Below are 12,589 nucleotides of genomic sequence, written 5' to 3' on the forward strand. Positions count from 1 at the left end.
AACTTGTTTATTTCCCATTTTTCTTATGAAGTAACAAAATTTTTGAGAAAAAACAGCTCGTTTTCTATGTTATGATAGAGAAGTGAAAATCACCAGAAAGGTTGTTGCGGACTATGAGAACTCGTCAGAAAAAATTATTTTTATTTTCAATGATTTTATGGTTAGTTGAATTTTTAATTACACGGATTTCTGATTCTTTTCCAGGAGCAACGCCATTGTTCGTTGTGATTTGCTTGATTCAAGGAATTCTTTTTACTTATTTCTGTCTTGCTTTTTTCTATTATCCGCAATAATCAGTCAAGAAAAGCAATTAGAGCAGATTCAGCAAATTTCTGAAACCGAAAAAATGGCACGTCCTCGTTTTTAGGACGTGCCATTTTTTAAAGCATTATTTGTGTAAAAGCCGTTCGTATCGCCTGTTGAACATTTTGAACAGCATCGATTTGATAACCTTTTGCTTCAGTCAATTCTTTTTCAATATATTTAGGATAGTAGGTTGCCAAATAACCCAAGACCCAGATAGTTGGATCTGAAATAACCGTCTCTGCTAATGGATACAAATAGGCAAGATGCAACCGAATTTCTTCTTCCAAATGCTGCAGCATAATTGGATCATCATTTTCTAAACGATTCCTAAGTTCAGTACAAATTTCGGAATAGATCGGCGTATTTAACGGTCCAGTTTTTCCTTCTAGTAAGACTGTCTGAGGCTGATTGTTATACCAAAGAAAAGTCAGTGGTTCTGAAAATTTCAACAGTGCTAATTCTTCAATAAACCATTCCCGAGCAAAATAACTAAGTGCTTGGTTCATAACTAAATCTTTTGCGACTTCCACAAATACTGGTTTAGGCAAATATAAACTGGTTTTAATGTTCGCTAATTGTTGATAAACGGGCAATTGATCGCTTACTAACAAGTTCCTTTTAATTGCTTGAATTTGCTGCGTTTCTAATTGTTGATACGCCTCTTCCACTTGCATTAATTGCTGTTCTAACGTTTTTTGTTGTGCTAGCGTTATTTTTTTAGTTTGAAGTAATTGCTTCAATAAAATATACCCTTCAATAAAGCGACGACTTTGACTATAAATTTGCATATAAATTGCCGCTGTTTCAAGGTTCTCAAAATAAGTCTCTTGGAACGCTTCTGCCAATGCTAGTGCTTCGTCAGCTTCACCCATTTCCAACAATAATTGGACAATTTTTTGGTTTACTGGCGGCGTTTGTTGTAGCTGATAGGCTTGTTGAAAATTTTCTAAAGCGGCGATCTGATTATGTTCTACAAGTGCTTCTTCTCCTTGTGCAATAAAACGTTCATAGTTTTTTGGAAATTCATGAATGGTACTCATATCTAACCTCCTTTATTTCTTATTTAAAGCAGATGAGCCTGGGACAAAAATCACTTTGGATTTTTGCTCCAGGCTCAAAACCTGATAACCGGTGGGAACAGAACCAACACTACGCGTTGCTAGGAGCTAAACGGTTCTGTCCCGACCTCGATTTTAACTATTCAAACGGACTTTTTTAGTAAAGATTACGAATAATAATTGCCGTTTCTAGGTCGCCCTCAGCGTTCATCTTCTCCGCCTTTTCTTCTAAACTATACCCAGCAAAACTTTCGTTTGTTAAAACATCTGCTACTGTAAATTTAGCAACTTTTTCAATACTGACCGCATCTGGGGCTACTTCTTGCACGCTATCCCAGCCTGTATCAATAAAGACCTTTGTATCTTCTGTAATCGCTTCGTTTGCTTCTAACGCCTGCATAATTTCTTTTAACTGTGCATACGTCATAACCTCGACTTGATTTTCCATTTAAACGCCTCACTTTGCCATTCCTTTTTAAGGATTAGGTTTTAATTTTAGACTTTTTCTTTAATTGTTTTTAATGCGTGATATAAGGCATATTTCATCGGTTTGGCTTTCCATTGGAAATTGCCCATTAATTCTTCGACATGACCGCCAAAGGATTGTTTGAATTTAAGAACCCCATCACTTCCATCAAAGACACCGTCAACGCCATAAAAATTATATTTGGGAATGTTATTTTCTACTGTGTAAGTTAACATTTTATGTTGAATTAAATACGGTGCATAGTATTGTTTATATTTTTCATACGTACCACTAAACAAGTAAACCACTTCTTGTGGATGAACAATGAATAAGGCGCCTGCTAAAATTTCAGGTTCATCTGATGTTTTCATTTCTTTAGCCTCGTCAATCCGTTTGCGCACGGTACGAACTTCATCTTCAAATTCACGTTTCTGGTTATTTTTTTTACGGCTTTTAGGATTAGCAATTAACGCTTCATTGACTTCGTTGAGCGTCTCTTGTAATTTGCGTAATTTCTCATGAAGATTTTCTAAATAAGTAGCAAAGTTTAGTTCCGCCACCATAAATTTCGCTCGTTCGCCAAACTCTTCATAAACAGCTTGGTAATAAGCTAAATCCTTATCTTCAAAATTACGCCGTGCACTTGTTTCTTCCGTTAATTTCTTAAAGAGAGGTAGCTCTTCGTAACGAAGTTCTCGGGTTGTTACTCCGTATTCCCATGTTTTCTTGATATCATATTTAGCATCTTTTCCATAAGATTTCCAAAGCTCTTCTTCTGTTAATCCAGCCATATCTTTGACAAACAGCCAACGTGGCGCGCCATCAAAATTGTGCACATCAAATCCTTGGTGTTCAAAACCAATTGATGTGAAATAGTCAAATGTTTCTTGATTGACCTTTTCAACTTCACCGCCATTAAAATCACGTAAACAAATTTGTTTATTTGGAGTAAAGGTTAAATAAAGGCCATCATTTTTTTTCACATATTTTTTTAAGCCTGTGAAAAAGGCTTCTACACATTTTTTATCTGTATAATCCATCAAAATCCCGCCGTCAATGTCGAAAGCATAACCAATTTTGACTTTTTTCTTGCTTAGGATACACGCAGCAATTAGTTGGCCTTCTCGTTTGACGCCAACGTATTCACAATGCCAGCCACGTCGTTCCAATAAATGTTTCATTTCGGGTGTTTCTAAAAAATTACCTGCAGGATGTGTCATTGCAAAGGTAGTAAATTCTTGTTCAGTTAATGTACTAAACTGATCCATATCAAACAACTCACAATCTTTTTTTGTTAAATAAATTAGCACTTTTCAGCTTAACCTACTTTTTGCTTTCTTTCAAACAAAGTTACCTCACTGGCTAATTCTTATTTTTCGGTTCTTATTAATTATATCTAATTTTGCTAAAATGCAAACAGTTTTCAACGGAAAAAAAGAATTTCTTTGGAATCTTTCATTTTTTACTGAATATCTTTCTTTTATAAAAAATATCTGAGCGTGGTACAAAAATCACTTTGGATTTTTGCTCCACGCTCAAAAACTTATAAACGGCGGGAACAGAAGCAACACTACGCGTTTCTCGGAGTTAAACGCTTCTGTCCCGACCTCAGATATTAAAACTTATGAAAACCCGTTGAACATCTTTCTCTCAGGTTCTTGATTTACTCAACAGTTACACTTTTGGCTAAGTTCCTTGGTTTATCAACATCGTAGCCTCTTTGTAAGGTTGCATAGTACGCTAATAATTGACCTGGAACAATGCTAACTAAGGCAGAAAGTAACGGATGAACATCTGGAATAATCAGTTGGTCCTGTGGTTTTGCCAAGGATTCCAAAGCAATCACAATATTTCTTGCTCCACGACTTTCGACTTCCTTTAAATTGCCTCTTGTATGGGCTGCGACTTTGGCATCTGTCACAATCCCAATCACAGGTGTTCCTTCTTCAATTAAGGCAATCGTTCCATGCTTCAATTCACCTGCCGCAAAGCCTTCTGCTTGAATGTAGGAAATTTCTTTCAACTTCAAGGCCGCTTCCATCGACACATAATAGTCGACTCCTCGCCCGATATAGAAGGCATTTCGAGTATACGTCAGATAATCTTCCACCAAGGCTTTCATTTGTTGTTTTTCATCAATCAAGGTTTCCATGACAGCTGCTACCACGCTCAATTCGTGAGCCACATCAAATGAGACGGCTGCTAATGTTTGGCGTTCTTCGCCAATTGCTTTTGCTAAAATAGCTAAGATAGCGATTTGAGCAGTATAAGCTTTGGTGGAAGCGACAGCAATTTCTGGTCCTGCGTGTAATAACAAGGTATCGTCCGCTTCACGTGATAATGTTGAGCCAGCAACATTTGTTAATGTAAGTGATGGATGCCCTAATTCATTAACCTGTACCAGTACTTGGCGACTATCTGCCGTTTCACCACTTTGACTTAAGAAAATGAAGAACGGTTTTTCAGATAAAATAGGCATGTTGTAGCCAAATTCGCTTGATAAATGAACTTCCACAGGAATACTGGCAATCGTTTCAATTAAAGATTTTCCGACCCAACCTGCATTATAACTTGTCCCACAAGCAATAATGTAAATTCGGTCACATTGATTAATTTTTTCAAGTAACGCCTCATCTAAAGTCACTTTTTCACCTTGAGTATACGCTTGAACAATTTTACGCATCACTGCAGGTTGTTCATCAATTTCTTTGAGCATATAAAACGGATATGTTCCTTTTTCAATGTCATTTAAATCTAATTGCGCTTCAAAAGGTTCTCGGTTGATTACTTGTCCTTCTGGCGTTTCGATTACTACTTTGTCCGCTGTAACAGTTACAATTTCACCATCAACAATCTCAACAAATTGATTGGTTTCTTTAATCATCGCCATCGCGTCACTACAAATAACATTAAAGCCTTCACCTAGACCGATAAGTAACGGGCTTTTATTTTTCGCTACGTAGATAGTATTGGGGTCCATTTTATCCATTAATGCAAAAGCGTATGAACCTTTAATTTCGGCTAAAGCCGCTTTAAAAGCATCTTTTGTTGAAAAACCATTTTCAGCAAAATGAGCAATTAATTGAACGACGATTTCAGTATCTGTATCACCAATTAAGTGAGCACCACTTAAAAATTGTTCTTTTAATTCTTCAAAGTTTTCAATGACACCATTATGCACTAATGCAAAGCGTTGATCGCTTGAAACATGGGGATGTGCATTGGCGACAGTTGGTTCGCCATGAGTGGCCCAACGAGTATGACCAATACCAACTGTTCCATCGATTTCTGGCGTTAATTTTGCTGCTAAATCGGCAATGCCCCCAACTGCCTTAACTACATGGGGCTGTTGGCTTTGATCATTCACACAAATCCCAGCAGAATCATAACCTCTATATTCCAATTTTGTTAATCCTTGAATCAAACTTTCCGTGACATTTTCTTTTCCAATCATTCCGACAATTCCACACATAATGCTAATTCCTACTTTCCAATTGAAATTCTGTATTTACTAGGTCCTGTTTAACTAGCAAATCCCATTATATGTTTCTACCTGCGTGATAACCGCTTTGTTCTAACTTCACAATTAGTTTTTCTTTGTTATCTGTAGAGTGCAGTCCCTAGAGCCACCCGCCGAATCTTCGATAAGCTCTCTCCTCGTCACCTGAACGTTCAGGTCTGGCGCTATCCGATATTGGTCTATATACCTCCTTTGTAAATATATTCCGTAGAAACATAAACAATCATACAATTAAAAGTAGGTACTTGTCAACAAAAATCTAAAAACCGAAAATTGGTCTAGTTCTTTAAAGTTGCAAAAAAAGAATCTAGTACACTCATAGTAAGAGAAAGTACTAGATTCTTAATAATAAAAAAATATCCGTTCTATTTATAGAACCTTATCAATTTGTTATTTATTGGAATGGATTATAAAACCGGCCACCATTCACATGGAACAACCAGAAACTGATTCCTAATAAGCATAAGGCAAGTAACATTACCGAAAAATCACGCAGATGAAAAGGTTGTTGCGCATACCACGTTCGATTTTTCTTTTGACCAAAACGCCTTAATTCCATAGCGGTACTCACAGTTTCAATTCGATCTAAACTAGATAGGATTAAGGGTAAAACGATTTGTGCTACGCCTTTGATTCGTTGGCCTAACCGTCCCTTTTTAGACATCTCATAGCCTCGCGCTTGTTGTGCTAAAGAAATATTAAAAAAATCTTCTTGGATATCGGGAATATAACGAATAGCCAGCGCTACTGCATAACTAATCCGATAACTCACACCAATTCGATTCAAGCTGGAGGCAAATTCACTAGGATTTGTTGTTAATAAAAAGATTAATGCCAACGGAATCGTACAGAAATATTTTAAAACTAAATTAAATTCATAAAATAATTCTTCTTGTGTCAAAGTAAACCGTCCGATTCCTTCCCAAATCACGGTACGTGATTGATATAAATCAACCCCATATTCAGGTGCAAAAAGGTAAACCGTTAAGATATTTAACAAAGAAAAAATAGCAATAAATTTAATAACAAAAGATATTTGATGCCATTTAATATTTGATAATTTTAACAAAACAAGCGAAACCACAGACATTCCTAACAGATAACGAGTATCATACGTGGTCATACAAGCCACAGAGACAACGATTAAAAAGACTAATTTGCTTGTGCCGTTTAAGCGATGAATCCAGGTTGAATCAGGATGATAGCCTAACATTTGTCGTTCACTCATCCAAAACGCACCTCACGATCGTAAGCAACAAATTTTTCCGTAAATAGCAAGGGATTTTCCAAGCCTAACGCTTTAGCAAAGGTAAACAAGCTTGTTTCTTTTAAAGAAGCTGCTTGAATTAATTTTTCATCTGTTAAAACAGCAACTGGAGTCGCATCTGCTAGTAAACGTCCATCACAAACTACTAACGCACGTGTTGTATATTCCAACATTAAGTGCATATCGTGAGTGATCATTAAAATAGTCACACCTAAGCGGTTCAATTCTTCTAAAAATGTCATCATTTCTGTATAATGTTTAAAATCTTGTCCAGCTGTTGGTTCATCTAAAATTAATAATTCAGGTTCTAAAACTAAGATTGATGCAATAGTTACCCGTTTTTTCTGCCCAAAACTCAACGCAGAAATCGGCCAGTTCCGGAAGGGATACAGCCCACAAATATGTAAAATATTCGTCACACGTTCCTCAATTTCTGCTTGTGGCACATCTCGTAAAACTAATCCTAAAGCTACTTCTTCAAAAATCATTTTTTTAGAAATCATTTGATTGGGATTTTGCATCACATAACCAATTTTATCTGCACGTTCTTTGATTGAATAATTGGAAAAATCCTGTCCTTCCCATAAAATCTTGCCCGATTGAGGCGTGATGAACCCGCAAATTATTTTAGAAAGTGTAGACTTCCCGGCACCATTTTTTCCTACAATGCTGATCATTTCTCCATGATGAATAGTTACTGAGAAGTCATCTAACACTTTTTCACCGTGACGATCATATTGATAGGACACTTGTTCCAAACGTAATAGTTCAGCTCCTTTGACTGCACTAACTGAACTAGGCTGGACAGACCACTGTGTCATTTTAGGAAAAACCGTTTCGCCTGATACTTCGGCTAATTTGTCTAAATGACTAACTTGTGTTAAATCAATCCCAGCATATTTCATGGCTGTAACGTACAAAGGTTCACGAATCCCTTGTTGGGTCAACGTATCTTGACGTAACAATTCATCTGGCGTTGTATCAGAAATAATTGTGCCCTCATTCATGACAATAATTCGATCAACTGATTCGCAAAGAACGTCCTCTAAGCGATGTTCTATTATTAAAACAGTCGCTTTTGTTTCTTGTTGAATGGTGTCAATCAAAGTCATTGTTTCTTGTCCCGCTCGTGGGTCAAGATTAGCCAAAGGTTCATCGAAAAGTAAAATTTTTGATTGGTTAATTAGAACGCCCGCCATAGATACACGTTGTTTTTGACCACCTGACAAATCTTGTGGACGGTGTTGCAATAACTGATTCAGCTCAACAATCTCGGACCATTTCTGAACCGCTTTTTTCATTTCTGCTTGTTCAACTGCATCGTTTTCTAAAGCAAAAGCAATATCCTCAGCAACCGTTAAACCGATAAACTGCCCATCGGTATCTTGTAAAACAGTTCCTACATCAAAAGACAAATCAAATAGACTTGTTTCTTGGATATTTTTACCAGCAACCGTAGCTGTTCCTTGAATCTCACCTTCATAAATATTGGGAATTAACCCGTTGATACATTGCGCCAATGTTGATTTACCACTACCACTAGGCCCAACGATTAAAACCTTTTCTCCTTCATAGATTGTTAATTGAATCCCCTTTAATGTTGGTTCAGATTGGCTATGATATTGAAAGGAAAAATTATTAAAAGTAATGATTGGTTTTTTCATTCGGCCTCACCTCAGTTTCTCCATAAAAGAAAGGGTCTGAGCATTAGCAAAGTAATTACTAGGGCAGACCCTTAACCATTTAAATTATTTCGACAGTTTCTTAATCTTTTGATAAACTGCCTTTCTTTGTTCTTGTTGATGCATAAGCTTTCATCAACAATGTTCCAATAATCCCCACAGCGACAATATTTGAAACAGTCGCGAATACGCCTTGTGTAAATACTTTACTTGCGGGTTCACTATAAATCAAAATATCCAAACTAGGCGCGATTAAGCCCCAAACGACGATATTGCCAAAGGCTTGGAAAATATTGAAACGCACCATGTCATTTGTTGTAAATTCACCATGTTGAAGATCCATTTTACGACCAGCGAAGCCAAAAATAATACCAATAATTCCTGAACAAATAATCCAGCTCCACCAAGCGCTACCATACGTGGTAAAATCTTTTAATGTGTGACCAATCAAACCAATTAGCCCTCCAGCTACTGGTCCAAAAACAACTGACATTAAAGCAAGAAATGGATACGACGTTTCTAAGTTCGTATTAGGAATCCCAGTTGGAATTACAACGAATCGACCTAAAATAACAAAAACTGCAGAGCCAATTCCAATTGCTACAATTGTCTTGACAGACATTTTTTCTTTCATTTCGCTCCTCCATTCTATAACTCCATTGATTTACAGCCGCTCCCTTCTTGATTTTATCAAATAAAAAAAGAAGATACACGGTGCATCTTACTTCTAAAATAGTACCCTTTTAACCGCTCTATGTCAATGATAGACGGAGCTTATTAGCTATTTTCTTTTTTTGATTTCCAACAAAGAAACCAGACACTTAACGCAAGCTAGCATTAAGTGTCTGGTTTCTAATTGGTTCTTATTCAACGCCGATTTCTGCACGTACTACTTCGGCAATTTTATCAACGTAATAATCAACTTTTTCTTGTGTTGGCGCTTCGGCCATCACACGTAACAATGGTTCTGTTCCAGAAGGACGTACTAAAATACGACCTTCGCCATTCATTTCTGCTTCTGCTTGTTCGACAACTGCTTTGATTGCCGGAACTTCCATTGCACCATTTTTATCTGTGACACGAATATTGACTAATTTTTGTGGATAAATCGTCACTTCATCCGCTAATTCAGATAATTTTTTGCCCGTTTGCTTCATAACATTCAACAATTGAATCCCTGAAAGCATGCCATCACCTGTTGTGTTGTAATCTAAAAAGATCATGTGACCAGATTGTTCGCCACCAAAATTGTAATCATTTTTACGCATTTCTTCTACAACATAGCGATCACCCACTTGCGTTACCACATCTTTTAAGCCAATTTCTTCTACAGCTTTATGGAAACCTAGATTACTCATCACTGTTGTAACGATTGTATCTTTTTTCAAACGTTTTTTCTCAGCTAAATATTTGGCACAAATATACATGATTTTATCACCATCGATAATTCGTCCTAATTCATCGACTGCAATAATTCTATCACCGTCGCCATCGAAAGCCAAACCAGCATCTGCGCCTTTTTCAACAACCATTTCTGCCAAAGCTTCAGGATGAGTGGAACCCACACCATCATTGATATTCAATCCATTAGGACTTGTTCCCATTGTATAGAAATCTGTCTCTAAATCCGCGAAGACACGATTGACTGCTGTTGCAGTTGCTCCGTTGGCCGCATCTAAACAAACAGTCATATCTGCTAAATCGCCAGGAATACTTTGAACTAAAAATTGCGAATATTTTAGTAAGCCTTCTGGAAATTCATCTAATGAGCCTAAGCCTTCTGCAGAAGGTCTTGGTAAGGTGTCTTCTTCTGCATCTAACAATGCTTCAATTTCTGCTTCTTGATCGTCTACTAATTTGAAGCCATCTGCCCCAAAAAACTTAATCCCATTGTCTTCCGCAGGATTATGTGAAGCTGAAATCATTACGCCAGCGGATGCTTTTTGTAAACGAGTTAGATATGCTACACCAGGTGTTGAAATCACCCCTAATTGGAAAACTTCAATCCCGACTGATAATAACCCAGCAATCAATGCTTGTTCCAACATCTCACCTGAAATACGTGTATCGCGGCCCACGAGAACACGAGGTTTTCTTGAACTATCTTCATGTTGACTCAACACATAACCACCGTAACGCCCTAATTTAAAAGCTAATTCAGGTGTTAACTCCTTATTTGCAATTCCTCTTACACCATCTGTTCCAAAATATTTACCCATTTTGATTCTCCTTAGTCACTTGATTCTCTGTATTTTCAGTTGAACCAGCAGTTGTACTTTCTACTGTTGATCCCTCACTTGTTGTTTCAGAAGTATTTGATTCTACTTGACTGGATGTACTTGGTTGTACTGCTTGGCTACCTGAGCCAACCGTTGTTGAACTTGCAGGTTCCCCTGAAGTTTCATTTGTATTTGATGACTGTTGTTGATTGTACACGGGGCTCAAAGAAACGTCAACCTCATCTGGTGTAACTACGTATTCTCCATCAACGGGAATAGTCACTGATTGTTTTGTTTCTTTGCGAATATCAGAAATGTCTACCGGTACCTCAATTGATTCTAGCGTATCTAAAATTGATTGCGGACCACTGACCCTAACTTGGTACGTTGATAAACTATAATTGTAATGAGCGATCCCAGCTGGTGGCGTACCTGTCATACTAACATTCAGTGGTACATCTTTTGTTGGCGCAGTTAAGCCTACTGTTACTTTGACTTGTGGTGCTGGATTTTCGATACTTAGGACTTGACCTTTGGCATCTAGCGCTTGGACATTTACCGTTTGTTTAATCGTATCAATTGTTTGTTTGGCACTTGAGACTGGCGCAATCACTTTGTCAATTGCTTTTGCTGTTTCTTCTCCAGTTGTTACTTCTACAGTTTTTGGATCTACAGAAATATTTTTTACTTTATAACCTTCTTTTTCAATGTTATCAGAAAGTTGTGCTTCTACATCGAATTTTTTTGTTACTCTCTTTTCAATCGTTACAGTCACTGTTTTCGGTTCAATTTCAGCTGTAACAGCTGAACTTAGTCCCCGCACTGTCAAAGGCACTTCCGAAGTCCCTAATGGCAATTTGGTTAAGTCTGCGACCACTTGGAAATTTCGTGTGTCAGCATTTGATTCCATGTTTAATTGAATGCGGTTCGCACTACGTAAATGAACATTTACACTCTCTTCAAATCCAGAGACATAATATTTGTCTTTATCGTATTGGACTTGGACAGGAATATTATTCAGTGTTTCACTATACGTTTGGCTTGAACCTGAATTGGAGGGATTATTGCCTGTTGCATTGGCATTAAAAAATAACAACAATGCAAACAGCAATGAAAGCAAACCATTAAACCAGCTTTTTTGGGAGGCTTTTCTCATTTGCGTTTAACCCCCTTTGTTACATCATCGATAAAATGCTGTAAAGCACTTTTTTTATCTTCCGATGATTCCGAAATTAACTCCTTACGCAAAATTGTTAAATACTCTTCTTGCGTTAGGCCAGGAATTAATTCGTTGTTCAACGTCAAACTAACGTCACCAGTTTCTTCAGAAACAACAATCGTAATGGCGTCACTGACTTCACTGATACCGACTGCGGCTCTATGGCGCGTTCCAAATTCTTTTGGAATTAAATTGCTTTCTGATAGCGGTAAATACGCACTAGCAACAGCAATTTTTTCATTTTTGATAATCACTGCACCATCATGTAGTGGTGTATTTGGAATGAAAATATTAATCAGTAATTCACCAGTAATATCGGCATCCAAATCAATACCTGTCTCAATGTATTCATCTAAACCAGTATTGCGTTCAATGGTTATCAAAGCACCAATTTTCCGTTTTGACATGTACTGAATGGCTTTGTCAAAGGCCTGAATAATACGCTCATCTTCTTGTTGCGCACCTTTATTCGGGCGGAAAAACGAACTTCTCCCTAGATGTTCCAGCCCTCTTCGCACTTCTGGTTGAAAAATAACAACCGCGGCGATTACACCATACATGATGACTTGATTCATTAACCAAGATAATGTATGTAGACCAATTATCTCACTTAGAATGCGGATAATGATAAAAACAGCGACACCTTTTAATAGTTGGACTGCTTTCGTTCCACGAACAAGCATGATTAATTTGTAAACGAGGTACCATACGACTAGGATATCTATGATATTGATAACAAAATCCTTAGATAAGAAATCCGTTGAGATGACTTGCTGCCAATAATTCAAATCTAATAATTGATTCAATTGAAACGACATCATACCCCTCACTTCTCTCTCAAGATTTCCTAAC

The 12,589-nt window shown here is 37.3% G+C and carries 11 protein-coding genes; 1 reads left to right on the top strand and 10 read right to left on the bottom strand.

Annotated elements, in window-relative coordinates; all coding sequences use genetic code 11:
- Nucleotides 1–113 precede the first annotated feature (113 nt).
- A complete protein-coding gene (locus tag IGL90_RS08675) occupies nt 114–293 on the top strand; it encodes a hypothetical protein (protein WP_002383739.1) in 180 nt (59 codons plus the stop codon).
- 87 nt (nt 294–380) lie between these two features.
- Here the strand turns inward: IGL90_RS08675 and IGL90_RS08680 are convergent, their stop codons facing one another.
- From IGL90_RS08680 to cdaA, 10 genes are all read right to left on the bottom strand, one after another.
- Nucleotides 381–1,346, bottom strand: coding sequence for a hypothetical protein (locus tag IGL90_RS08680; protein ID WP_010777803.1), 966 nt, complete (start codon nt 1,344–1,346; stop codon nt 381–383).
- Between the two features lie 175 nt (nt 1,347–1,521).
- The gene (locus IGL90_RS08685) at nt 1,522–1,812 is read right to left on the bottom strand and encodes a hypothetical protein (protein ID WP_002359936.1); all 291 of its coding nucleotides are present in this window, start codon (nt 1,810–1,812) and stop codon (nt 1,522–1,524) included.
- A gap of 47 nt (nt 1,813–1,859) precedes the next feature.
- Entirely contained in the window at nt 1,860–3,098 is a 1,239-nt protein-coding gene (locus IGL90_RS08690; RefSeq protein WP_002362084.1) for an aminoacyltransferase, read from the bottom strand.
- A 395-nt stretch (nt 3,099–3,493) separates the two neighbouring features.
- Entirely contained in the window at nt 3,494–5,302 is a 1,809-nt protein-coding gene (gene glmS, locus IGL90_RS08695) for a glutamine--fructose-6-phosphate transaminase (isomerizing) (RefSeq protein ID WP_033594288.1), read from the bottom strand.
- A gap of 442 nt (nt 5,303–5,744) precedes the next feature.
- Nucleotides 5,745–6,578 carry an energy-coupling factor transporter transmembrane component T family protein gene (locus IGL90_RS08700; RefSeq protein WP_002359933.1) on the bottom strand — a complete coding sequence of 278 codons (834 nt, stop codon included), beginning with the start codon at nt 6,576–6,578 and terminating at the stop codon, nt 5,745–5,747.
- Complete coding sequence (locus IGL90_RS08705; RefSeq protein ID WP_048737511.1) at nt 6,575–8,281, bottom strand: ABC transporter ATP-binding protein; 1,707 nt, start codon at nt 8,279–8,281, stop codon at nt 6,575–6,577. The genes IGL90_RS08700 and IGL90_RS08705 overlap by 4 nt, the downstream gene beginning before the upstream one ends.
- A 100-nt stretch (nt 8,282–8,381) precedes the next feature.
- On the bottom strand, nt 8,382–8,933 hold the full coding sequence (locus IGL90_RS08710; RefSeq protein ID WP_002356937.1) for an ECF-type riboflavin transporter substrate-binding protein: 552 nt from the start codon (nt 8,931–8,933) through the stop codon (nt 8,382–8,384).
- A 229-nt stretch (nt 8,934–9,162) separates the two neighbouring features.
- Nucleotides 9,163–10,518: a phosphoglucosamine mutase gene (gene glmM, locus IGL90_RS08715; protein ID WP_002356936.1), complete on the bottom strand. Its 1,356-nt coding sequence runs from the start codon at nt 10,516–10,518 to the stop codon at nt 9,163–9,165.
- Nucleotides 10,511–11,674 carry a CdaR family protein gene (locus IGL90_RS08720; RefSeq protein WP_002377002.1) on the bottom strand — a complete coding sequence of 388 codons (1,164 nt, stop codon included), beginning with the start codon at nt 11,672–11,674 and terminating at the stop codon, nt 10,511–10,513. The genes glmM and IGL90_RS08720 overlap by 8 nt, the downstream gene beginning before the upstream one ends.
- The gene (cdaA, locus tag IGL90_RS08725) at nt 11,671–12,555 is read right to left on the bottom strand and encodes a diadenylate cyclase CdaA (RefSeq protein WP_002389035.1); all 885 of its coding nucleotides are present in this window, start codon (nt 12,553–12,555) and stop codon (nt 11,671–11,673) included. The genes IGL90_RS08720 and cdaA overlap by 4 nt, the downstream gene beginning before the upstream one ends.
- Between the last annotated feature and the right edge of the window lie 34 nt (nt 12,556–12,589).

It is taken from the genome of Enterococcus sp. DIV1307a (assembly GCF_050537425.1).
In the GTDB taxonomy this organism is placed as follows: domain Bacteria; phylum Bacillota; class Bacilli; order Lactobacillales; family Enterococcaceae; genus Enterococcus; species Enterococcus faecalis.